General features: G+C 38.8%; 12 protein-coding genes and 7 pseudogenes. 9 read left to right on the plus strand and 10 right to left on the minus strand.

Annotation, left to right across the window (positions count from 1 at the left end; genetic code table 11):
- Positions 1-4 precede the first annotated feature (4 nt).
- Both BTN50_RS05440 and BTN50_RS05445 read right to left on the minus strand, forming a co-directional pair.
- Complete coding sequence (locus tag BTN50_RS05440) at positions 5-1,255, minus strand: acetyl-CoA C-acetyltransferase (protein ID WP_096619312.1); 1,251 nt, start codon at positions 1,253-1,255, stop codon at positions 5-7.
- 15 nt (positions 1,256-1,270) lie between these two features.
- Positions 1,271-2,011, minus strand: a complete 741-nt coding sequence (locus BTN50_RS05445) for an SDR family oxidoreductase (protein ID WP_096619313.1) — start codon at positions 2,009-2,011, stop codon at positions 1,271-1,273.
- A gap of 829 nt (positions 2,012-2,840) precedes the next feature.
- Here BTN50_RS05445 and BTN50_RS12315 point away from each other — a divergent pair.
- Positions 2,841-2,975, plus strand: a pseudogene (locus BTN50_RS12315) (IS5/IS1182 family transposase); the annotation flags it as partial.
- 274 nt (positions 2,976-3,249) lie between these two features.
- Here the strand turns inward: BTN50_RS12315 and BTN50_RS05450 are convergent.
- The 5 genes and pseudogenes from BTN50_RS05450 to BTN50_RS05465 form a co-directional block, all read right to left on the minus strand.
- Positions 3,250-4,081 (minus strand): annotated as a pseudogene (locus BTN50_RS05450) (IS5 family transposase).
- Between the two features lie 322 nt (positions 4,082-4,403).
- Positions 4,404-7,277, minus strand: a complete 2,874-nt coding sequence (locus BTN50_RS05455; protein ID WP_096619314.1) for a valine--tRNA ligase — start codon at positions 7,275-7,277, stop codon at positions 4,404-4,406.
- A gap of 334 nt (positions 7,278-7,611) precedes the next feature.
- Positions 7,612-8,483 (minus strand): annotated as a pseudogene (locus tag BTN50_RS05460) (IS5 family transposase).
- Between the two features lie 174 nt (positions 8,484-8,657).
- Positions 8,658-8,789 carry a hypothetical protein gene (locus BTN50_RS11795; RefSeq protein ID WP_256386966.1) on the minus strand — a complete coding sequence of 44 codons (132 nt, stop codon included), beginning with the start codon at positions 8,787-8,789 and terminating at the stop codon, positions 8,658-8,660.
- Between the two features lie 550 nt (positions 8,790-9,339).
- A pseudogene (locus BTN50_RS05465) lies at positions 9,340-9,615 on the minus strand (transposase); the annotation flags it as partial.
- A 379-nt stretch (positions 9,616-9,994) separates the two neighbouring features.
- Here BTN50_RS05465 and BTN50_RS05470 point away from each other — a divergent pair.
- The 7 genes and pseudogenes from BTN50_RS05470 to BTN50_RS05500 all read left to right on the plus strand — a co-directional run bounded on the left by BTN50_RS05470 (position 9,995) and on the right by BTN50_RS05500 (position 18,599).
- Positions 9,995-11,038, plus strand: coding sequence for a rod shape-determining protein (locus tag BTN50_RS05470; protein WP_096619316.1), 1,044 nt, complete (start codon positions 9,995-9,997; stop codon positions 11,036-11,038).
- Positions 11,039-11,071: 33 nt separating this feature from the next.
- A complete protein-coding gene (mreC, locus tag BTN50_RS05475) occupies positions 11,072-11,962 on the plus strand; it encodes a rod shape-determining protein MreC (RefSeq protein ID WP_096619317.1) in 891 nt (296 codons plus the stop codon).
- 55 nt (positions 11,963-12,017) lie between these two features.
- Positions 12,018-12,506, plus strand: a complete 489-nt coding sequence (gene mreD / locus BTN50_RS05480) for a rod shape-determining protein MreD (RefSeq protein WP_096619318.1) — start codon at positions 12,018-12,020, stop codon at positions 12,504-12,506.
- Between the two features lie 235 nt (positions 12,507-12,741).
- Positions 12,742-13,592 (plus strand): annotated as a pseudogene (locus tag BTN50_RS05485) (IS5 family transposase).
- A gap of 237 nt (positions 13,593-13,829) precedes the next feature.
- Positions 13,830-15,299, plus strand: coding sequence for a ribonuclease G (gene rng, locus BTN50_RS05490; RefSeq protein WP_096619319.1), 1,470 nt, complete (start codon positions 13,830-13,832; stop codon positions 15,297-15,299).
- 872 nt (positions 15,300-16,171) lie between these two features.
- On the plus strand, positions 16,172-17,539 hold the full coding sequence (locus BTN50_RS05495) for a Do family serine endopeptidase (protein ID WP_096619320.1): 1,368 nt from the start codon (positions 16,172-16,174) through the stop codon (positions 17,537-17,539).
- 254 nt (positions 17,540-17,793) lie between these two features.
- Positions 17,794-18,599 (plus strand): annotated as a pseudogene (locus tag BTN50_RS05500) (IS5 family transposase).
- A gap of 98 nt (positions 18,600-18,697) precedes the next feature.
- On the opposite strand, the gene aceK reads toward BTN50_RS05500, so the two are convergent.
- Positions 18,698-20,416, minus strand: coding sequence for a bifunctional isocitrate dehydrogenase kinase/phosphatase (gene aceK, locus BTN50_RS05505; protein WP_096619321.1), 1,719 nt, complete (start codon positions 20,414-20,416; stop codon positions 18,698-18,700).
- 545 nt (positions 20,417-20,961) lie between these two features.
- On the opposite strand from aceK, the gene hemB reads away from it, so the two are divergent.
- Positions 20,962-22,017, plus strand: coding sequence for a porphobilinogen synthase (hemB, locus tag BTN50_RS05510; RefSeq protein WP_096619322.1), 1,056 nt, complete (start codon positions 20,962-20,964; stop codon positions 22,015-22,017).
- 71 nt (positions 22,018-22,088) lie between these two features.
- Here the strand turns inward: hemB and BTN50_RS05515 are convergent.
- Positions 22,089-22,694: pseudogene (locus BTN50_RS05515) on the minus strand (hypothetical protein).
- 420 nt (positions 22,695-23,114) lie between these two features.
- Positions 23,115-24,530 carry an FAD-dependent oxidoreductase gene (locus BTN50_RS05520; RefSeq protein ID WP_096619323.1) on the minus strand — a complete coding sequence of 472 codons (1,416 nt, stop codon included), beginning with the start codon at positions 24,528-24,530 and terminating at the stop codon, positions 23,115-23,117.
- Position 24,531: the final 1 nt, after the last annotated feature.

Below are 24,531 nucleotides of genomic sequence, written 5' to 3' on the forward strand. Positions count from 1 at the left end.
TCTCCTAAGTGTAAGTAATTAGATTCAACGGGGTATTACATTCGTTAGTGCTAGCACGTTTGATTATCATCGCTATACCCATGCCACCACCGATACATAATGAAGCCACACCATACGTGCCTTCACGTTTTTCCAACTCGTGGATCAGAGAAACTAAAATACGGTTACCTGATGCACCTAAAGGGTGGCCCAACGCAATTGCACCACCATTTACATTTGCTTTTTCTATGATGGTGTCTGGGCTGACATTGTGTGCGTCAGCCAACTGGTGGATAACCCCTAATGCTTGTGCTGCAAAGGCCTCATTGAGTTCAAACAGATCCACGTCGGCAATAAAAATTTTAGCTTTTTTCAAAGCTTCCGTTACTGCACCTACAGGACCTAAACCCATTATTTTTGGGTCGAGTCCAACCTGTGCATAGCTACAAATCTCAGCTAGTGGCTTTAATCCGAGACGCTGAACCGCAGATTCAGATGCTACGATTATCGCACTTGCACCATCATTCAAACCCGAAGAATTACCTGCGGTCACTGTGCCTTCAAGGTTAAATGCAGGGCTGAGTTTGTTTAGGTTTTCTTGTGTAGTGTCTGATTTAGGGTACTCATCGGTATCAAAAAAAATAGTTTGGTGTCGTTGTTTTATTTCCACTGGTACGATTTCGTCTTTGAATCGACCGTTTTCAACGGCAGCAACGGCCTTTTGTTGACTTTGTGTTGCATAGGAGTCTTGTTGTGCTCGGCTGAGACCAACCAGTTCTGCAACATTTTCTGCAGTCATGCCCATGTGATATTGATTATACACATCGGTCAAGCCATCGCTCACCAGAAGATCTTTAAGGCGGATTTCACCCATCTTTTGACCGCTGCGCAATGAACCTGACGTAGCAAATGGAATTTGAGACATGTTTTCGGCACCCGCAGCAACCACAATGTTAGCATCATCACAACGAATGTGAGCGACTGCATCCATGACAGCTTTCATTCCGCTGCCGCAAACCATGTTAATAGCATAGGCAGGAACTGTTAAAGGAATGCCTGCAAAAATAGCTGCTTGGCGGCCAATGCCCATGCCTTGACCGGCACTAATAACGTTGCCAAGAATGACTTCATTAATGGCATCAGGAGAGACATTACTCGCTTCCAGTGCACCTTTAATAGCAATAGCTGCAAGTTGACCTACTGATGTGTCTTTTAATGAACCTATGAATGCGCCAATCGGAGTGCGTTTGGCCGCAACGATATACACTTTTTTCATGTGTTTTGTGCCTTGTTAATGCATGTATAGGCCGCCATTGATCGACAGTGTTTCACCGGTAATATAAGCAGCTGCATCACTAGCAAGATAAGCAACAGCCTCTGCAATTTCTTCCGGGCGAGCCAGACGTCTCAGCGGAATCTCATTTTTAATTGAATCAAGCACTGCATCGCTCATGGTTTCTATCATTGGGGTTGCTGTATAGCCAGGGGCTACAACATTTGCTGTAACGCCAAATTTTGCACCTTCAAAAGCTAGTGCTTTGGTGAAACCAATCATTCCTGCTTTTGCAGCAGCATAGTTAGTTTGACCAAACTGACCTTTCAAGCCGCTTACCGACGAAATATTGATAACACGACAGTTGCCTTTTTCACACATGGCAGCAAATAGGGGTTGGGTTACATTGAATAAGCTATTGAGATTGGTATCAATCACTGCATACCAGTTGTCGGCAACCATTTTTTTGAACTGTCCATCGCGAATGATACCCGCATTATTGACAACTACATCGATTGTTCCTTCTTCCTCCAACAGTGCTGGCAAACGTATAGTACATTCTTGTGTGTTAGTAACATCTAACTCAAATAGGCGTACTTGACTCGCATTGAATCCCTTTTCTTGGAACCAGTGCTCAGCACATTGCATGTTTCCGGTTAAGTAAGTAGCAATAACACGATAATTTTGGCTGACTAGCTTTTCCGTGATCGCTGAGCCGATGCCACCTTTTGCACCGGTGATGAATACGAGCTTTTTCATTGATGACTCCATTCTTAACAACAAGTAAGAAAAACAAGCCTTATTACTGCAATTGGTTACCCAAAAATATAAAAACTGATAGTATGAGATAGTTTTTAATTAATTTAAATTACAACTATAATTAGTTTATAACTACTATCAACTAAGATATACAATTTATTGTATAAGGCAAAATTTAAGGGAGGATATTTATGAAAATAAGATCTAGCTCGAAAATAAATAAGTTAAAGTTAACAAGGTGTTAAGTCATGGTTATTTAATATGATATACTTTATGTATATTTTATAAAAATACGATTTTTCAGTTATGTAAAAAAACGGGCTTATCTAAAAATAAATCAGTACGTTCACATGAATCAATAGATAATCGTATAAATTAAATATTATAATTATTAATTGAAGTTGAAGCTTTAATTTTAAGCTAATATAGTTAAATAAATTTAAATTTTAAATATTGAAATCAGTAAGTTATAATCTAAACAACTAAGATCATTTAAATACTTATGCTCATAAGCATTTTTCGCAATAAGGCTTTCATTTCCTAACTAAAAGTCAGATAGCAAATCTCAACATGATTCATCATTAGGTAATCGTTTCTATTTTAAACATGCTGACCTTTGTCAGCTTATTTAATGCTTTTATTGTGGCGTAGGTTTCGCCAATTTAAATATTATAGTCTATAGAATTAATGGCTTCCCGTGTGCTTTGTTTGTTAAATCAGGGAACTAAATGATTAATCTACGCTCTAAACAACTAAGCTCACTTAAATATTCAGGCTTATGAACAAACGTCACCATAAAATAACTAACTGGAAGCAGTATAACTAAGTTTTGATTAATTGTGGCTCACTAATATTCTGGACTGATGAAGAAGTTATGCAATTATGGAATCAAATAAAGAAGGGTAATCATGGGAGACTTCGTTTATTTAGTAACTGAGCTATTACGATGATTCTAATAGTTAAATAAATATTTTTAATGCTGTTAATAAGTCTGCAAGACTTAGTAACACTACTTTCAAACCTGTTCAACTGCTGTTGCCATTCTTTTCACTATTGATTCATTAACAAACGAGCCAAAGCAGTTTAACGTCACGTTCAAAATTAAAATTAGAGGAACTATCCAGCACTTAGTTATTGATTCTACGTAGCGGAAGAGTCTTATTTTTTACTTTGAGTATAGATAAAAAAGTTTTAATACGATTCACGAAAAATAAATTTTTTGTTTTAGGTATACCTGGTTATATCAGCTTATTTGACCTTTTTATGATGGCATTAGTTTTACTAATCTTAACATTACAAATTTTAAGTTCAATGTTCTCCCGAGGAATTTTTGGGCTTGAAACGTTGTTGTCTTTGCTAGGGAATGTTTATGGTAACTATACCTTGTTTTTTAATGCTGATTTGAACTGTGTAACTTCTGGTAACTGACTGTTAAATCACGCGGATAATTTTTTTCAAAAAAGTTGCTTCTTTTCTTGGTGAAATGAATGGAGAAGCTCATTTAATGCGAACGGTTTCGTAATGCTGTTTGGTGTCGTAAGCACCATCGGCTGATATTTCATTAATTTTTCAGCGGGTCTGTTTGAGCAAGTTAGGTAACATTTCGTCGTCAGTCACATTTGATGCACTTAGTTAAGCAGCAATAGTCTCATGCATATTTATATCTACCGTCAAATGTAACTTGCGACATACTCGACATTGCCTATTAGTACCATGTTTTTTTATTTTTCATTCGCCTTCATCGTATACTTTGAGCCTCCGTAGAAGTCATGGAAAGTGCTGAATGGTTCCTTGATTCTTCGTTTTAAGCGTGGCATTAATTGTTTTGGATTGCTTACTAATGCATGAATAGTGAGACTATGACAACAGCAGTTGAGTAAATTTGAAAACAGAATTAATGAATCTTTTCAGATCTCTTAATGGCATTGAGAATACGCACTTAACCATGAGGGCTATTGTAATGGCCAAGTTACTAAATAAATGAGATCTTCCATGATTACCCTGCTTAGTTTGATTTTATAGCTAAATGGCGTCTGTACCAATCCAGAGCGTTAGTGAGTTATGATTGATTAAAGCTTTATTATACTGCTTTTAGTTAGTTGTTTTGTAGTGAAGCCTGTTCATAGCTATCATCATTTAGTTCCCTGATTTAGCAAACCGAGTCGTTCACAATGGCAGTATGAGTGTCCACCATACCTAACCCCGTACTTTTGCACTGCACTTGTTTGTGGAGGGAACGGCACTTAACATCAAGGGTGATCATAATCATCATTCCGCAAAAAGGGTATTACGTTAGATTCAATTTGATGAATCCATCATTGAACCAGCGTAATGGCTGTTAAGCAGAAAACTGCTTCAACAAATTAGACTGTTATTTTAGTGTTAAAAAGAATTATAGAGTAGTCATAATTGTTTTATGCTCTTCCAGTTTTACTAGTGTCTCGTTGCAACTATTTAGTTTCGTTCGCTCTGATATAATAATTGTTTCAGGTGCTTTTATAATAAAAATTTGGTTATTTAATTTGCTTGCAATGCGACTGATTTCATTTTTTGTTTTTGTTATTTCTTTGTTTAGACGTGCAAGTTCTTTGTCTTTATCAATCAGACCTGCCATTGAGATCATTAGGGTTGATTTACCTACCACCGCGGTTGCGCACGCTGGTGTTTCATCGCCTGCCGCCAGAACACGAATGGTTGCTAACTTTGCTAAAGACATCAATATCTGCTTATTTGCTTCTAAACGCTCAATGTCACTTTCGTCAGCTGTTTTTAGCATCACATTAAGCGCTTTACTTAGTGCGATGTTATATTCTGCACGTAGGTTACGGATAGAAGTGATAAATGTTTTTACCCATACGATATCTTCTAGTGCATTTTTATCGAATTGTACTGCATCATATTGAGGCAGCGCTTGCAGCATGATACTTGTTTTTTCAAAAACAGTACTCTCAACATTATTGATTAGATACCACACGCTCTGCCAGATATATTCTGTAATGTACGGCAATATTGGGTGAGCAAGCCGTAGTGTCTTTTCAAGTACCGTTACTAGCGTATAACGTGTACCACGTTGTTGTACTTCAGTGCCTTTCCATAGAATAGGCTTAGTTAGTTCCAAGTACCAGTCACAGAATTGATTCCAAATGAATTCGTACAGAGTGTTTGCTGCCATATCGAGCCGGAAGTTATCGATATGCGTGTTGAAATCTTTCGCTGCCAGTTGGAATTGAGACTCAATCCATTTATCTGCCAGTACAAATTCCATTTTGCCACCTTGTGCGCCACAGTCTTTTTTTGCAGCATTCAGTAACACATAACGGCTTGCATTCCACAATTTATTACAGAAGTTACGGTAACCAGCAAGACGCTTCATATCCCAGTTGATGTCACGACCAGTGGAGGCCATTACAGCAAGAGTGAAACGTAGTGCATCAGTACCGTAAGGCTCGATTCCATTTTCGAAAGTCTTGCGAGTGTTTTTTTCGATCTTAGCTGCTAATTGAGGCTGCATCATGTTGCCACAATGCTTCTTTACTAAAAGTTCCAGATCAATACCATCGATAATATCAATAGGATCAAGGATGTTACCTTTAGATTTGGACATCTTATTGCCGTTTTGATCACGGATGAGTCCCGTAATATAAACGGTTTTAAACGGTACTTGTGATTTACCATTCTCGTCTTTACAGAAGTGCATGGTCATCATGATCATGCGAGCAACCCAGAAAAAGATGATATCAAAACCAGTCACTAGTACATCAGAAGGATGGAAAGTTTTTAGATCAGAAGTTTGTTTAGGCCAGCCTTGTGTACCGAACGTCCACAGCGCAGATGAGAACCAAGTATCCAATACGTCGTCGTCTTGTCGAAGTAGAAGAACTGGTGCTAGATTGTTGTTTTCGCGCACTTCTTTTTCGCTACGGCCAACATAGATGTGGCCGTCCTTGTCGTACCATGCAGGGATACGATGTCCCCACCAAAGTTGTCGGGAAATACACCAGTCTTGAATACCACGCATCCAAGAAAAGTACATATTTTCGTATTGTTTAGGTATAAATTGAATGTTGCCGTTCTCAACCGCTTCAATTGCTGGAACTGCTAGTTTTGCTGCACGCACGTACCATTGGTCAGTTAACATTGGTTCTATCACTACGCCACCACGGTCGCCGTAAGGTATGGTCAGATCATGATCTTTAACGTCTTTTAGCAAGCCTAGGTTGTCGAATTCAGCAACGATGGCTTTACGTGCAGCGAAACGTTCCATGCCACGATAAGTTTCTGGTAGGTTAGTACTGTAAACGTCACTCTTTTCACCGTGAGTGTTCAATACTTCAGCGCTGTCACGGATGTTAGCATTGAAAGTCAAAATGTTGATCATTGGAAGCTTGTGTCGTTTGCCGACTTCATAGTCATTGAAGTCGTGGGCTGGGGTGATTTTTACACAACCTGTGCCTTTGTTCATGTCTGCATTCTGATCACCCACGATAGGAATACGACGATTAACAATTGGCAGTATGATTTCTTTACCAATTAGATCCATGTAGCGTGGATCTTCAGGGTTTACCGCAACGCCAGTGTCGCCCAACATTGTTTCTGGACGGGTAGTCGCAACAGTAATGTAGTTTTTGCCATCAGCGGTCTTTATGTCGTCAGCCAGTGGATAGTGGAGATACCATATGTGACCTTTTACTTCTTTGTTTTCTACTTCGAGGTCAGAAATTGCGGTGTGTAATTTTGGGTCCCAGTTCACTAAGCGCTTACCACGGTAAATCAAATCTTCTTGAAAAAGACGAATGAACACTTCTTGAACGGCGTTAGACAGGCCATTATCCATGGTAAATCGCTCGCGATCCCAGTCGACAGATGCGCCTAAACGGCGTAGCTGTTTAGTGATGGTACCACCAGACTCCGCTTTCCATTCCCAAATTTTATTGACGAAAGCATCACGTCCATAATCGTGTTTAATTTTACCCTCTTCTGAGGCAATTTTACGTTCAACAATCATTTGTGTCGCGATGCCCGCATGATCGGTACCTACTTGCCATAAGGTATTTTTACCTTTCATGCGTTCGCAACGGATCAAGATATCCATGATGGTATATTGAAATGCATGGCCCATATGAAGACTGCCAGTAATGTTCGGTGGTGGAATCATGATGCTGTAAGCATCTTTTGATGTATCACCATGAGGCTTAAAGTAACCAGCTTCTTCCCAGCGTTGGTACAGCGCTTTTTCAATTGATGTTGGATTGTATGTCTTTTCCATAGCACTCTTGATCGTTTAGTGTGATGAACCTGTTGTACTGAACGTTGTAATACTATTAACTGCTTACTCCCACAAGCCTATTGCACCGTTGTGTGAGCAAACTGGTTTAGTTGTGGGTGCGTTGGCACGTGAATGACTTTAGGTGTTTGATATCGCATGTGTAGTGGAAGTGTACATTTTGCACCCTACTATTCTACATACTTTGTAGCGCTCTCGTGTCTATTGCATCAAAATTTCTTCGCAAGGCATGCAGTATACCACTGATATAAAGTAAGGCACAAAAAAGGTTTTTGCTTCAGGCTTTATTTTCTAATGTGAGTGCAGATAGCAAATCTCAATATGATTCATTATTAGGTAATCGCTTGAGTTTTAGGCATATCAACTTATTTAACGACTTTATTATGGCGTAGACTTCACTAACCTAAGCATTGTGCTCCCTTAAGCTAAATTTCTCTCTGTAGTTTTTTGACTTGAAACATTACCGATTTTGATAAAAACGTGTGTGGTAACCATACTTCCTTTTTCAATGTTTATTTAAACCGTATAACTTCTGGTAGCTAACCGCTAATTCTACGGATGACTTCGTTCCCCAAAAATTACTCCGTTTCTTGGTGAGACGATTGAAACTGCTCTGTTATCGTAACATTGTCTGATATCGTAGACTTTATCGTCTGACACTGCATTGATTATTCGGTGGGTTTGTCTGAGTAAGCTAGGTAGCACTTTACTCTCAGTCACATTTAATTTATTTAACTCACAACAATGATTTCATGAATATTGATATCTACCACTAAATGTAACTTGCGTCAGGCTCGCTGTTTCTCATTAATATCACGCTTTTTTACTTTTGATTAGTCGTCACCGTAAAATTTTAATCCTGTAAAATCAATGATTAAGTGCTAAATAATTTCTTTAATCTTCGTTTTAAACGAGACGTTAACTGTATTGGTTCGCTTGTTAATGCATGAATAGTGAAAGAATGACAATGGCAGTTGAGTAAGTTTAAAAAATAGAATGAATGCATTTTTACAGATATCTCAAGGGCATAGAAAATATGCTTTTAATCATGAGAACCATTGTCATAGTTAAGCTGCTAAATAAAAGAGGTCTCCCATGATTACCTTGATTAGTTTAATTTCATAGCTGAATGGCTTTTTCATTACTCCAAAATGTTAGTGAGCCACTATTGATTATACTGTTTTCCATTAATTATTTTATAGTGAAGCTTGTTTACAGACTTGAATATTTAAGTGAGTTTAGCTGTTGAGAATATAGATTGATAATGTAGTTCTTGGATTTAGGAAGCAAAGCCACGTTTATGGTAACGATGCTTTATTTTTTAATGCTAATTTGAATCATATCATTGCTGGTCACTGACCGTTAATTTACACGGATAACCTTGTTCTCAAAAAATTGCTCTTGTTCTTGGTGGGATGAGTAGAACAGCTCGTGTATTACAAACGATTTTATCACATGGCCTAGTGTTGTAAGCCCTATTGTCTGATATTCCATGATTTTTCAACGGATCTGTTTGCGCAAGTTAAGCAAAAATTAACCGCCAGTTACATTTAAAAAACTGAACTCAGCGACAATGATTTTACGTGTATTTACATCTATTACTAAATGTAACTTGCGCTAAATGAGACGTTTATTACTCATATTATACTTTATTACTTGCTATTAGCTATCATCGCAAACTTTTAACCCAGTAGAACTAATGACCATGTGTTGAACAGTTCCTTTGATCTTTGTCATGAACACGAGCTTCACCATCTCGGATTACTTGCTAATGAATGAATCGTGAATACATGATAATGACAGTTGAGTAAGTTGGGAAGCAGAATGAGTGAATTTCTGCAGACCCTCCATGGCATAGAAAATACGCGTTTAATTAGGCCTTGTTTCCTAATGTGAGTTCAAATAGTAAATCTTAACACGATTCACTATTTGGCAATCGCTTTAGTTTTAGGTATACTCAACTCGGCCAGATTATTTTACGCTTATTTGAACTGTATAATTTTTGATAATTGACTGCTAAATGTAATTTATGCCAAACTTTTCATTGCCCATCAGTGCTATGTTTTTTTACTTTTCATTCGCTGTTACTGTCGATTTTTAGTTCTGTAGAATCAATGGTTAAGTACAGGATGATTTTTTTAGTCTTCGTTTTGAACGTGATGTTTACTATTTTAGCTCTCTTGCTGATGCATGAATAGTGAGGGCATGAAAAGGACAGTCTAGCAAGGTTGCAAATAGAATTAATGAATCCTTGCAGAGCTTTCAATGGCATTGAAAAAATGCATTTAACCATGAGGACCATCATAATGGCTAAGTTATTAGATAAACAAAATTTTTCATAATTACCCAGCTTAGTTTAATTTCATAGCTAAATGGCTTTTCCATTAATCCACATGTAAATAAATCACTATTGATTAAAATTTGGTCACACTACTTCCAGTTTAATTTTTTTAGCTAGCATATTCATCAACCTGAATATGTAAGTAAATTTAGGTATTTAGAGCGTAGATCAATAATTAAGTTCCTTGACTTAGGAGACACAGCTAGTTAAAGGTGAAAAAAATATTACTTTGACAGGGTAATGAAAAAAGACTTATGTCATACAGGCTTGGAAATCATCACCTTGTCGTGAATCGTTAGCGTTGGTACATTTAATGGAATTTAAAAAATTTTAACGCTCGTAGGATTAACCGAAGATTATGTTTAAAAGACTTCGTGGCATGTTCTCTAATGATCTGTCGATCGATCTAGGAACAGCAAACACACTTATTTATGTTAAAGGACAGGGCATCGTTCTTGATGAACCTTCCGTGGTCGCTATTCGTCAAGATCGTGCTGGCTCACCAAAAAGCATTGCAGCTGTAGGCCATGAAGCTAAGCAAATGCTGGGTCGTACCCCCGGCAACATTGCAGCTATACGACCAATGAAAGACGGCGTTATTGCTGATTTTTATGTTACGGAAAAAATGTTACAATACTTTATTAAATCTGTGCATGATCATAGTTTTATGCGTCCAAGTCCTCGGGTACTTGTTGCTGTACCTTGTGGTTCGACACAAGTTGAGCGTCGTGCGATTCGTGAATCTGCATTGGGTGCTGGTGCACGTGAAGTGTATTTGATTGATGAACCAATGGCTGCGGCAATTGGTGCTGGTTTGCCCGTGTCTGAAGCGATGGGTTCAATGGTGATCGATATCGGAGGTGGTACTACCGAAGTTGCGGTTATATCTCTAAATGGTGTTGTTTATTCATCGTCAGTCCGTATAGGAGGTGATCGTTTTGATGAGTCAATCATCAACTATGTACGTCGTAACTATGGTAGTTTAATCGGTGAAGCAACCGCAGAACGCATTAAGCATGAAATCGGTTCAGCTTACCCTGGTGATGAAATGCTTGAAATTGAAGTTCGTGGTCGTAATCTTGCCGAAGGTGTACCACGTAGCTTCATACTAAATTCAAATGAAATCTTGGAAGCACTGCAAGAACCGCTAACTGGTATTGTATCAGCTGTGATGGTTGCTCTAGAGCAGTGCCCTCCTGAGCTAGCGTCAGATATTTCTGAACGCGGCATGGTGCTGACGGGTGGAGGTGCATTGCTTCGTGATTTGGACCTCTTGTTGACAGAAGAAACAGGTATTCCGGTTATTATTGCTGAGGAGCCGCTGACTTGTGTTGCACGTGGTGGTGGTCAAGCGCTTGATATGATCGACATGCACGGTGGCGATCTGTTTAGCGAAGATTGAGCGTCTTCCTTCTCTAAAGCAGGTTGTAACTGAATGAAACCAATATTTGGCCGTGGACCATCTTTACAATTACGCCTATTCTTCGCTTTACTAATATCAGTCAGTCTTATACTGGCTGATAGTCGTCTTAACGCCTTTGCTAATCTCCGCCATTTACTCAATTCTGTTGTTGCACCACTGCAATATATGTCAAATTTTCCGCGGAATATTCTGGATAATTTGTCCAGCCAGTTGACCTCTCATCAACAGCTTCTGTTAAATAATTTGAAGTTGAAAGAAGAAGTTTTGATGCTTAAAAGCGAACAGCTATTATTAACACACATTAAACAGGAAAACCAACGCCTTAGAAGGTTATTAGGTTCTTCGTTTGTGCGTGGTGAACGTAAAGTAGTTGCGAAAGTGATGTCAGTTGATTCTGACCCTTATAAACAGCAGGTTATGATAGATAAAGGACGAACACATGGTGTGTATGAAGGACAGCCCGTAATTAATGAACATGGTATCGTAGGACAGATTTCTTATGTTGGCTCGCATAATAGTCGTGTATTATTAATCACCGATCCGACACATGGCATTCCTGTTAAGGTCGTGCGTAATGATGTTCGAGTTATCGCAGGAGGTCGTGGTCAAAATGATAATATTCAGCTCGAAAATATTCCTAGTAGTGCTGATATCGAACCGGGTGACATGTTGGTCACATCTGGTTTAGGTGGCGTTTTTCCTGAAGGTTATCCGGTGGCTCAAGTCTCAGCATTTTCATTTGATAACCGTCGACCTTTTGCGCAAGTGGATGCAAAACCAGAAGTACAGTTTGATCGTTTGCGTTACTTACTCTTGGTGTGGTCTACCAACGTAGACAGAGCGAGAGCAGTTGTTGATGTCGATTTAAATGCAGCTGGTGATGTGCAAGGAACGCCAAAGTAGCAGCTATAACTTGATGAATATTTTAATGTCACACAAGAACAATAAAAGATAACTAATGACTAATTTTACATTACGAAATCATGTGCTTATTTGGTTGTCATTTATTGTTGCGCTTATGTTACAAGCAGCACCATGGCCGGGTGAGCTAGCGTCATTTCGTCCCTCTTGGGTGTTGCTAGTCGCTTTTTATTGGGTGTTGGCGGTACCACACCGTATCAATATAGGTACTGCTATTGTTTTAGGCTTATTATGGGACTTGATGATTGGCTCTACGTTAGGTGTCCGAGGGTTAATGATGTCCGTACTGATTTATATTGTTGCATTGAACTGCCAATTGCTAATAAATATGTCCTTATGGCAGCAGGCGGCTTTGTTATCTCTGTTAATGCTTGTAGGAAAAGTGCTAGAGTTTTGGGCGGAGTACTTGGTGTCTGATGTAAAATTTGATCCAAATTTATTGTGGTCTGGTGTGCTTAATTTTTTATTGTGGCCTTGGCTATTCTTTTTGCTACGTCGTGTTCGTCGTAAGTTTTCAATTAAGTAATTTGGAGAGGTTATGGTGATGCTTCAATTATATCTTGCGTCTGTTTCACTCCGAAGAAAAGAGCTTCTTTAATAATTTTTAATGTTATTTTGCGTGTTGATATGGTTTTATTTTTCTAAATGAAGGAACTAAATTATCAATTTACATGATAAACAGTTAAGGTCACTTAACTATTTAAGTCCATGATGAATTTCGCTACAAAACAACTAATTGAAAGCAGTATAATCAAGTTTTAATCAGTCGTGGCTTACTAAAACTATGTATTGATCAAGGCGTCATTTAGCTATGGAATCAAATTAAGTAAGGTTATCAGGGAAAACCTCGTTTATTTAACGGTTTAACCATGACGACGGCCCTCATGGTTCAATGCGTACTTTCAATGCCATTGAGAGGTCTGCAAGGATTATTTAAACGTGCTCAACTGCCGTTGTCATATCCTCACTATTTATGCATTAGCAAGCGAGTCCAAACGGTTAACGTCACGTTTAAAACAAAACCATCCCCAGCACTTAGCCAATGATACTACGGGGCTCAAAGCCTACGGTGAAGGCGAATGGAAAGTATAAAATGTATAATACTGGTGGACGATTGTGAGACTGGCGCAAGTTATATTTAATGGTAGATATACATGCGTATGAAATCATTGCTGCTGAGTTAAGTGCAACCAATATGGCTGACGGTGGAGTGCTATCTAACTTGCTCAAACAGAGTCACCGCAAAGCTAATGGAATATTAGCTGATGGTGTTTATGACAGCAGACAATGTTACGAAACCGTTCGTATTAGGTGAGTGGTTCCACTTATTTCACTAAGAAAAAAGAGCAATTTTTTAGAAACGAGAGCACTCGTGCAATTTAGCGATCAATTATCAAAAATTATACGGTTCAAATAAGCATTGGGGAACAAAGTATAGTTACTATAAATGTGCCTTGCCAGAGAAGGTTATGTTTTTAGTCAAAAAAATGACTTAGGAGGGATATTGAGTCTAAAGAATCATAATACTCAGATTAGGTAAACCTACACAATAATAAAAGTGTTAGATAAATTGACAAAGTCAGGTATGCCTAAAATAAAAGAAATCGTTTAATAGTCAAGCATATTAGAATTAGCTATTCAAACTTGTATTAAGAAACAAAGCCGTTTTTAAACCATTGAACGATGAAAAATTAACGCTTACTGGGGTAGTAGTGAATCCGTCGATAACGTGGGCAGCTATAGTATTCAAAGGCGAAGAAGTTGGCTTGTAACACGCATTGACTGTTGCTTGTCTGCTATTATTTAAGACAGTTGCTATGTTGACTGAATTCCAACGTGGTGAAAATTTATGAATGCAGAATTATTGATTAACGTAACACCAACAGAAATACGCATTGCCATGGTTGAAGGTGGAAATCTTCAGGAAGTTCATATTGAGCGTGATGCAAAGCCAGGTATTGTCGGAAATATATATAAAGGTAAAGTTAGTCGAGTGCTTCCTGGTATGCAGGCAGCGTTTGTTGATATTGGTTTAGACAAAGCTGCTTTTTTGCATGCGACAGACATTGTGTCGAACACTGAATGTGTTTCTGGAAACGAAAAACAGCAGTTTCAGGCTAGAGGTATCTCTGAGCTTGTCCGTCAAGGTCAAAATATTGTTGTTCAAGTGGTTAAAGACCCTCTTGGCACGAAGGGGGCACGTTTAACAACAGATATTACCTTGCCGTCCCGCTATTTGGTGTTTATGCCTGGAGCCTCACATGTGGGTGTCTCACAGCGTATTGAATGTGATGCTGAACGTGAGCGTTTGAAGCGTATTGTAGCGGATTACTGCGATGATCTGGGTGGATTTATTGTTCGTACTGCTGCAGAAGGCGCATCAAACATTGAAATGGCACATGATGCTGCTTTTCTCAAGCGCCTTTGGAATAAAGTACTAGAGCGTCGTAGTAAACTTCCATCAAAATCCATGCTTTATGGTGAACTAGGCCTTGCTCAGCGTATTCTGCGCGACTTTGTTGGTACTGAACTGCAGTTAATCCGTGTGGATTCACGTGCAAGCTTGGATGCGCTAAGTGAATTCACCGAAGAGTTTGTGCCAGAGTTGAGTGATAAACTTGAGCTTTACACGGATGATAAACCTATTTTTGATATGTTCGACACTGAAAATGAAATTCAGCGTTCTTTAAACCGTAAAGTTGAACTCAAATCTGGCGGCTATCTTATTATCGACCAGACGGAAGCCATGACTACTATTGATATTAATACAGGCGCGTTTGTGGGGCGTCGTAATCTTGAAGAGACGATTTTCAACACTAATATGGAAGCAACAGAAGCAATTGCTCGTCAGTTACGTCTTCGAAACTTGGGTGGTATTATTATTATCGACTTTATCGATATGATTGTTGAGGGGCATCGCCAACGCGTCTTGCAGTGCTTGGAGCAAGGTTTATCTAAAGATCGAGTAAAAACAAACATCAATGGATTTACGCAGCTCGGTTTGGTGGAAATGACGCGTAAACGCATACGAGAAAGTATTGAGCATGTGTTGTGTGGTCAATGTCCAACGTGCATTGGGTGTGGTTCTGTGAAAACAGTCGAAACTGTGTGTTACGAAGTGCTACGCGAAATTACACGAGTAAATCGTTCTTACGATGCAGATAAGTTTGTGGTGTACGCATCAGCTGCCATAGGAGAAGCACTTGAAGGTGAAAAATCCCATTCCATTGCAGAGCTTGAAGTCTTTATTGGTAAGCAAGTCAAGGTCCATGTTGAGCCTCTGTATACCCAAGAACAGTTTGACGTCGTCATGATGTAATGATAAGTAAGGTTTTGTCCCCCCCTAACTCGAGTGCAGATAGTAAACTTTAATACGGTTAATTATTTTAGCTCGTTTGCGCTTTTGACAGACTTAGTCTGTTAGCATTATATAATGCTTCTATCATTGTGTAGGTTGCGCCAATTTGGGTATTCTCATTTCTTCAGTGCAATGTCCCTTCGAGAAATTTTTTGACTCAAAACATTGCCATCTTTGACAGGGAACGTTTATTGTAACCATACTTCGTTTTCCAATGTTTATTTGAACCATATAACGGTTAGTAACTGATCACTAAATTACGTGGATGAGGACGTTCTTAAACAGTATACTTTTTCGGGGTGGGATGAAACTGACCGCTAGTTTCATACGAATAGTTGAATAGCACTGCTTGTTATCGTGGCCTTGTTTGTTAATTTAAGTTTAGATAACAAATTTCAACATGATTTACTATTAGACAACTGCTTTTGTTTTAGGAATGTCTAGCCCTGTAAACTTATTTAACGCTTGTATCATTGCGTAGGATTTGTTATCTGAACTTGAATTAGGAAATAAAGCTACAATAATAGCTTCATAAAAAATGAGTATTTTACATTAAAGCCCAATTCGTTGAACACACGATCTGATTGAGGATAGACTTAAATATTTAAGTAACCTAGCTGTTTAGAATATAGCTTAATCATTTAGTCCCTTAATTTAGGAAATAAAATTTGGTAGTTTTTTTTAAAAATTATAGACTATTTGACGTTCCTAATAAATAATAAGTTTCAGGTGCTTAAGCCTGCATCTTTACGTTGACTGAGTTTAATTTGAAGAAAGATTGAACTTTTTTAAACAATGCCCACTCTTACATCGTACTGATACAGGGAGTATTTATGAAAAAGATGCCTTTTCTTACTTTGAGTGCGCTAGCACTTATCATTAGTTCTACTATTGCTGTTTTACATGCGTCGATTACTTTGCCCACAGCTATCGTCAGTGAAAATTTGCCTAGCTTAGCACCCATGCTTGAGACAGTCAGTCCTGCTGTTGTCAGTATTGCTGTTGAAGGCCGTCATATTTCCAAGCAGCGCATTCCTGAATCATTCCGCTTTTTCTTTGGTCCCGACTTTCCATCAGAACAAGTTCAAGAACGCCCTTTTCGTGGATTGGGTTCTGGTGTCATTATTGACGCCCAAAAAGGGTACATTGTTACTAATCACCATGTCATAGATGATGCCAATAAGATTCGTGTTCAACTTCATGGTGGGCGTGAATACGATGCAGAACTCATTGGTAGTGATAGTATGTCAGACGTTGCATTGCTTAAATTAAAAAAAGCAAAAAATCTCACTGAAATTAAATTCGCCGATTCTGATGCACTGCGTGTTGGTGACTTTACAATCGCGATCGGTAATCCATTTGGTCTTGGTCAGACTGTCACGTCTGGTATTATTTCAGCATTAGGTCGGAGCGGATTAAACCTGGAGAACTTTGAAAATTTCATCCAAACGGATGCTGCTATTAATAGTGGCAACTCAGGTGGAGCACTCGTCAATCTGAACGGTGAATTAGTTGGTATTAATACCGCAATTATTGGACCTAACGGTGGCAATGTTGGTATTGGCTTTGCTATCCCAGTAAACATGGTTAAGAATTTGGTTGAACAAATTCTTGAGTATGGAGAAATACGTCGTGGTGTATTAGGTGTTCAAGGTGGCGAACTAACGTCTGAGCTTGCAGAAGTATTTGGTTATAAAATAAATCACGGTGCATTTGTAAGCCTAGTGGTTCCAAATTCTGCCGCAGACAAAGCCGGAATAAAAGCAGGTGACATCATCGTTTCAGTCAATGGTAAAGACATTCGTACGTTTGGTGAACTAAGAGCTAAAGTTGCCACATTAGGGGCTGGAAAGGCAGTAAACTTTGGCCTAATCCGCGATAGCAAAGAACAAATCGTCACAGCTACGTTAAACGGAGCAAGCATGATGCAAGAAAAAGCTGAAACTTTGCACGAAGCTTTAGCTGGTGCCGAACTGGCAAATTATAGTGAAGACAATGTGAAAGGTGTACGCGTGATTAGCGTAATAAAAGATTCAATCACCGCACATTATGGTTTCAAGCAAAGCGACATCATTGTTGGTTTAAACCGGAATGTCGTAAAAGATCTTGAAGACCTCCGTGAACTGCTTGAGAGTAAACCCAACGTACTTGTCTTTAATGTTGTGCGTGGAGAATCAACCATATATCTCCTTGTGCGCTAGCGTAAATTGCTTAAATTAGAGTGGCTTAAATTTTTCAGGCCACTCTCAGTATTGATTTTTCTTTGCATGTTAATGTTATGCTCAACGTCCTGAAAATAACGTTAATATTGAAAATATATGCTAGCTTTTTGATATATTTGGTCATTTATGGTGGAGTCATTACTGCGACTTTATTGCTTAAATCAAGGAACTGAATTTTCAAGCCTATGAACAAGCTTAGCTACAAAACAACTAACTGGAAGTAGTATAATCAAATTGTTATTAATCGTGGCTCACTGACATTCTGGATTGATGCAGAAGTCATTCAGTTATGGAATCAAACTGAGCAGAGTAATAATTGGAGGTTTCGTTTATTTAGTAACTTAGCCATGACGACTTTTTTCATGGTTACATTCATATTTTCAATGCTATTGAGAGGTCTGTAAAAATTCATTAATTTTATTTTTAAACTTGTTTAACTGCCATTGTCATGCCCTTACTAGTCCTACATTAGCAAATGATCCCAAATGGTTAACATTACGTTCAAGACGAAGAACAAAGGAACTATTCAGCACTTAGTCATTGATTCGACGGGGCTGAAAGTCTACGGTGAAAGTGAATGGAAAGTAAAAAACATGATATGGGTGGCAAACGGTGAGTCTGGCGCAAATCATATTTAGCAGCAGATATAAATACGTGTGGAATCATTGCTACTGAATTAAGTGCATCAAATGTTACTGATGGTGAAGTGCTATCTCATTTACTCAAACAGACCCGCCAGAAAATCAATGAAATATCAGCCAATAGTGCTTATGACACCAGACAATATTATGAAACCGTTCGTATTACACGAGCGGTTCCACTCATACCACTAAAAAAAAGGAGCACTTTTGGGGACGAGGTCATCTGCGTAATTTAGTGGTTAGTTACCAGAAATTATATGGTTCAAATCAGCATTGGGAAAAGAGGTATGATTGTTATAAACGGCAATGTTTCGCATTAAAAAATTTCTCGGCAGAATATTGAGTGAAAGGATCACAAAGCTTAGATTAGAGAAACCTACGCAATGATAAAAAAGTGAAGTAATCTGATAGGGCTCAGTATGTCTCAACTGAAAGCGATCGTTTAACAGTTCATAATGCTGGGGTTTACTATCTGACTTGCATTAGGAAGCAAAATTTAGAGAATGGTGAAACGAGATTTATCACTGTAAGGAAATACATCGTTAAATTGCCCTTGTTGAAGATTATTTTGTAGGTGTTTCCAATAGTCTGCATCGAATAAATCAGAATGTAGTTCATTAAATAGAAAGCGAATTTTTGGGTTAATTAACAAAAAAGTACGAAATTCTTCGGGAAATACATCATATTCTCCTACGCTATACCAAGGTTCTGCTGCCATTTCGTCTTCAAGGAACTTGGGTGATGGGATATGCCTAAAGTTAATTTCAGTGAGGTACATAATTTCATCATAATCATAAAAAATCACTCGACGGTGTCTTGATACACCAAAATTTTTAAACAGCATATCTCCCGCAAAAATATTGGCCGCCGCGAGTTGTTTTATGGCATTACCGTATTCCTGAATTGCTTCTCTGAGTTTGTTTTCATTGGCGTACTTAAGATAAATATTAAGTGGGATCATTCGTCGTTCCATATAAAGATGGCTGATGTGCACTTTTTTGTTGGTGAGTTTGATCAGTGAGGGTGCAACAGCGAGTAGTTCTTGAATGAGTTCTGTACTAAAACGATCTCTTGGGAAAATAAAGTTACGGTAATCCAATGTGTCAGCCATTCGACCAACGCGATCATGTTCTTTGACTAACTGGTACTTTTCTCTTACAACAGCATGGGTAATGTTTTTTTGTGGTGCAAACTTGTCTTTAATGATTTTAAAGACAAAGCCATATGAAGGAAGTGTAAACACCGACATGACCATGCCTTTAATGCCAGGAGCGATAATAAATTTATCATCGGAGTTATTTATATGGTGTAAAAATTCACGGTATAGTTCTGTTTTTCCGTGCTTTTGGCAACCAATAGCTGTGTAAAGTTGAGCTGGTGTCTTGTGAGGCATAAGTTGATTCAAAAAGTCGACTAGGGCTGCTGGTGCGGGGGTATATACCATAAAGTATGACCTGGCAAAACCGAAGATCATGCTGACGTCATCAAAATCTGAAAGGCAGGCATCTGCAAATAACAGGCCTTCTTTATTATTAATTAAAATAGGGATAACCAAAGGTCGTGTTTGGTTAGCGATTTCGATTCGGCCAATTAAATAAGCTGCTTTGTTTCTGTAGAATGGCTCTCGCACCATATCTATGGTGATTTTGCGAGTAAGTTGTGGGCCTAATTTGCTTTGAAGAGCTTCAACGATGCGGTAAATATCTCGAGCCTTATCCTCCCATTCAAGCGAAAAAGGTGTATCATCCAGTATTCTTTCAACCGTATAGATTAAATTTTTGCTATTGGTGTAGTGCTTTAACAGTGGAGTAGGGTACTTGGGAATTCGTCCACCTTGGGAGCTATTTACAAATAATTTGTCACGGCTAATATTACGATGGTCGAAAATTTTACAGTAAACAGAATTAAAAAAACTTTCGGCGATGTCATAGCGAGGGTAGTCGTAAAGGAGTTGACTGTATGCATCTTTGACTCCCATCAGAAACGAACGGGCTGTATGTTGCTTATCGAGCATGGTTTTTAGTTGTTGTGACACAATACCTACATGAAGATCGTAAAAATTAATTCGCTTTTTTAGTGCATATTGAACATTTTTCCAGTCTTGTTGCTCAAAACGCTCTTGCGCGCCAGCAGTAACATCAAGAAAACGGCCATACATGGCATCTGCGCCTTGTAATATTGTTGCTGCTACTAGTTGCTCTGTTACCTCAGTCACGGTTCCTCCTTTATTTTATGCTTTTTTGACTAACTTTCAATTTACTATGTCTGACTAAAGATTGGGCGTAAAACATAAGTAATGAAAAATTATATTTTCTCATTTTTTGAAATTATTAACATAAACTGCGCATAAGAAAAGCCTTTCCTTTCGGTGAATGGGGTCAGATCAAAGTGGAATCAGAACACCATGCATGAGCTTGAGCATTCGCATGTATCTGATGAATTTCAGTGATTCGGTAGTGAAGTAGTGGTAAACGCAGCGAATATTATAGAATTTGAAGGGTTCTGTTATCTTAATTAAAGTTCAGATCGAAAATACTCACATGATTAACGATTAGATTATTACTTTTGTTTTAGGCATATCAAGACTTTATTTTCTGAATCATGGAACTAAAGTTTCATATAACCACTTTGATTACAGAATTACATCAACAGAACATTGAGTATTTGATCACGCAATAACCATCGATTCTTCAAAATATAAACGCTATCATACATTCAATGTAATTGAATTTTTAACGTCATTGGAATAAGGAAAATATTGTGACTGTATCTACTATAAGTGCCTTCCCTGCCTGTCGTATGCGAAGATCGCGCAAGCATGACTTTAGCCGTCGCTTAATGGCAGAAAACCAGCTTTCAGTGAATGATTTAATTTATCCAATGTTTATTCTGATGGGGCAGAACCGTCGTGAAAGTATTAAATCCATGCCGGGTATTGAACGTTTATCTATCGATCTAATGTTGTATGAAGCAGAATACTTGGTAGCTTTAGGTGTACCTGCGATTGCTTTGTTTCCGGTTGTATCGAAAAAATTTAAATCTTCGTGCGCGTCAGAAGCATATAATCCAGAAGGTTTAATTCAGCGCGCAGTACGCTCGCTTAAAGAACATGTATCACAAATAGGTGTGATCACCGATGTGGCGCTCGACCCATATACATTGTCTGGTCAAGATGGTTTGACGGATAATCTGGGTTATGTACTCAATGATGAGACCATCGAGGTGTTGGTTCAGCAGGCACTGTCTCATGCTGAAGCTGGTGCAGATATTATTGCACCGTCTGACATGATGGATGGACGGATCGGTGCTATTCGCACTGCGTTGGAGAAAGTAGGTCACATTCATACTCAAATTATGGCGTATTCAGCTAAGTACGCATCTGCGTATTATGGGCCATTCCGTGATGCTGTTGGTTCTGCAGTAGATCTGAAAGGTGGTAATAAAAAATCCTACCAGATGAATCCTGCTAATTGTAACGAAGCCATTCAAGAAGTGGCAATGGATCTACAAGAAGGTGCAGACATTATTATGGTGAAGCCTGGTATGCCTTATCTGGATGTGGTTCGTCGAGTTAAGACCGAACTGCAGGTCTTGACTTTTGTATATCAAGTGTCTGGTGAATATTCAATGCATAAAGCTGCAGCACAAAATGGTTGGCTAAACGAACGCGAAACCGTGATGGAATCATTAATGTGCTTTAAACGAGCAGGTGCTGATGGCATTTTCACGTACTTTGCTAAAGACGTAGCGCGTTGGTTAGTAGAAGACCAACAAATGGATATTCCCACGTTACCAAATCAGGACAGGAATAAGTAAGGCTATTTTTCATTAAAATGGCCTTATTCCTTAATTCAAGTTTGGATAACACGTCCCAACATGGTCAACGATTAAAGAATAATTTTTGTTTTAGGCATACCTAGCCCAGTCAGCTTATTTAACGCTTCTATCATGGTGTAAATTTCGTTAATCTGAGCATTATGTGTTCTTAAGTTCAATGTCTCTCCGCGTAGTGCTTTGGCTCTAAACATTGTTCCTTTTCTTGGGGGATGAGTGAAACCGCTCATTTAATACAAAGGATGCTGTAATATTGTTTGGTGTTGTAAGCACCAATGACTGATATTCCATTAATTTTTGAAGGTCTGTTTGAGCGAGTTAGGTAGCACTCACCTTAAGTTATATTTTATGCATTTAACTCAGCAGGAATTATTTCATGCGTATTGATATCTACCACTAAATGTAACTTGCATCAAACTAGCCGCTTCTTCATAAGGGCCATGCTTTTTTTGCTTGCCATTCGCCTTCACCGTGGACTTTGAGACCAGTAAAATTAATGGCTAAGTCGCTAAATAAACAGGTCTCGCATTATTACCCTGCTTAGCTTGATTTCATAACTGAATAGCTTCTTCATCAATCCAAAATATTAGTGAGCCATGATTGATTAAAGCTTGCTTATATTGTTCCTGGTGAGTTGTTTTGTAGCTTAGCTTATCCATAGACCTGAATATTTAAGTGATCCTAGCTGTTTAGAGTGTGGATTGAAAATTTAGCTCCCGGGTTTAGGAAACAAAGCCGGTTACCATAAACGTTTCTTAGCAAAGACAGCCGTGGCTTGAATAAAAATTACTGAGAAGGATATTGAGTCGAAGGGATTATACAACTTAGATTAGCTAAATCTACGCATGATAAAAGCGTCATATAAGCTGATAGAACTAGATATCCCTAACCCTAAAATTATTGTCTAATAGTGAATTATGTTTGGGCTGTATTATCTGAACTTAAATTAGGAAACAGAACCTAATCATTCCGTAAAAATAGGGTAAATAATACTAGTTAGATTCAGTGAAACATGGCTAAAAATAATAAATTTTACGTGCACAAGCATACATTTTTAAGTTGATTAAGTATAGTAAGTGTCAGACTCTTAGGAAATCCATTATACCTTCAGCGGCCTTTCTCCCATCATCAATGGCGGTAACAACCAAATCAGATCCTCGTACGGCATCACCGCCAGCAAAAATTTGATAATGGGAGGTCTGGTAAGCGAAGGGGCCTTTTTGGGGTGCTTTAATGTGGCCCCATTGATCTAGGTTAACGTTGAACTGTTCGAGCCATGTCATTTGATGTGGTTGAAAACCAAAAGCCATAATCACAGCATCGGCTGGCAGTTCATGTTCGCTGCCTTCAATAGGTGTAGGATGGCAATATCCTGTATCATCCGGCTCTCCAAGTTGAGTTCTGACTACTTTGATGCAGTAGACATTACCGCGACAGTCGAGCTCAAGGCCTAAAGGTTGAACATTGAACATAAAATTAACACCTTCTTCTTTAGCATTTTGCACTTCACGGCGAGAACCAGGCATGTGGGCTTCATCACGGCGATAGGCACACACTACACTTTTTGCGTTATGGCGAATTGAAGTGCGCGCGCAGTCCATAGCAGTATCACCGCCACCAAGCACGATAACTTGTTTTCCCTTCATGTCGATGTATTCTGGTACATTGCCTTTCAACGCCATCAGATTATAGGCATTAGCAATGAGAAACGGAAGAGCATCGTAAACGCCTGAGGAATTTTCATTTTTTAGATCTGCTCGTATGGACTGGTAAGTGCCAACCCCTAGGAAGATTGCATCATAGTCTTTCAATAGGGTCACCATACCTACATCCGTGCCAATCTCAGTGTTTAGTTGGAATTCAACACCCATGTCGGAAAATATGCGGTGACGGTTTCGCATGATGTTTTTTTCAAGCTTGAATGCGGGAATACCAAAAGTGAGTAAACCGCCTATTTCTGGATAGCGATCGAAGACAACAGGTTGTACGCCTTTTCGAACCAGGACATCTGCACAGGCGAGCCCTGCTGGGCCAGCTCCAATAATGGCTACTTTTTTACCGGTCAATTCCACTCCAGACATGTTTGGTTTCCAGCCCATTTCGAATGCTTTATCGGTAATGTATTTTTCGATATTTCCAATGGTTACTGCACCAAAATCTTCGTTTAGCGTACACGCATTCTCGCACAATCGATCTTGTGGACACACACGCCCGCATACCTCTGGCAAACTGTTGGTTTGGTGCGCAAGCTCAACGGCTTCAATGATACGGCCTTCATTAGCCAGCTTTAGCCATTGAGGAATGTAATTGTGGACTGGGCATTTCCATTCGCAGTAAGGGTTGCCACAATCCAAGCATCTATCAGATTGCGCAGAAGCTTGTTTGTTAGTAAAGGATTCATAGATTTCAAAAAACTGCGTTTTTCGAGCTTTGAGCTGCTTCTTTCTCGGATCGATGCGTTGTACATCTATAAATTGGTATACGTTTTGATTCATA

The sequence above is a fragment of the Candidatus Enterovibrio altilux genome, from assembly GCF_002381345.1.
GTDB lineage: Bacteria > Pseudomonadota > Gammaproteobacteria > Enterobacterales > Vibrionaceae > Enterovibrio > Enterovibrio altilux.

Coding starts and splice junctions, on each gene's coding strand:
- BTN50_RS05440 (WP_096619312.1), bottom strand. CDS start 1,255: ATGAAAAAAGTGTATATCGTTGCGGCCAAACGCACTCCGATTGGCGCA.
- BTN50_RS05445 (WP_096619313.1), bottom strand. CDS start 2,011: ATGAAAAAGCTCGTATTCATCACCGGTGCAAAAGGTGGCATCGGCTCA.
- BTN50_RS05455 (WP_096619314.1), bottom strand. CDS start 7,277: ATGGAAAAGACATACAATCCAACATCAATTGAAAAAGCGCTGTACCAA.
- BTN50_RS11795 (WP_256386966.1), bottom strand. CDS start 8,789: ATGGAATATCAGACAATAGGGCTTACAACACTAGGCCATGTGATAAAA.
- BTN50_RS05470 (WP_096619316.1), top strand. CDS start 9,995: ATGTTTAAAAGACTTCGTGGCATGTTCTCTAATGATCTGTCGATCGAT.
- mreC (WP_096619317.1), top strand. CDS start 11,072: ATGAAACCAATATTTGGCCGTGGACCATCTTTACAATTACGCCTATTC.
- mreD (WP_096619318.1), top strand. CDS start 12,018: ATGACTAATTTTACATTACGAAATCATGTGCTTATTTGGTTGTCATTT.
- rng (WP_096619319.1), top strand. CDS start 13,830: ATGAATGCAGAATTATTGATTAACGTAACACCAACAGAAATACGCATT.
- BTN50_RS05495 (WP_096619320.1), top strand. CDS start 16,172: ATGAAAAAGATGCCTTTTCTTACTTTGAGTGCGCTAGCACTTATCATT.
- BTN50_RS05520 (WP_096619323.1), bottom strand. CDS start 24,530: ATGAATCAAAACGTATACCAATTTATAGATGTACAACGCATCGATCCG.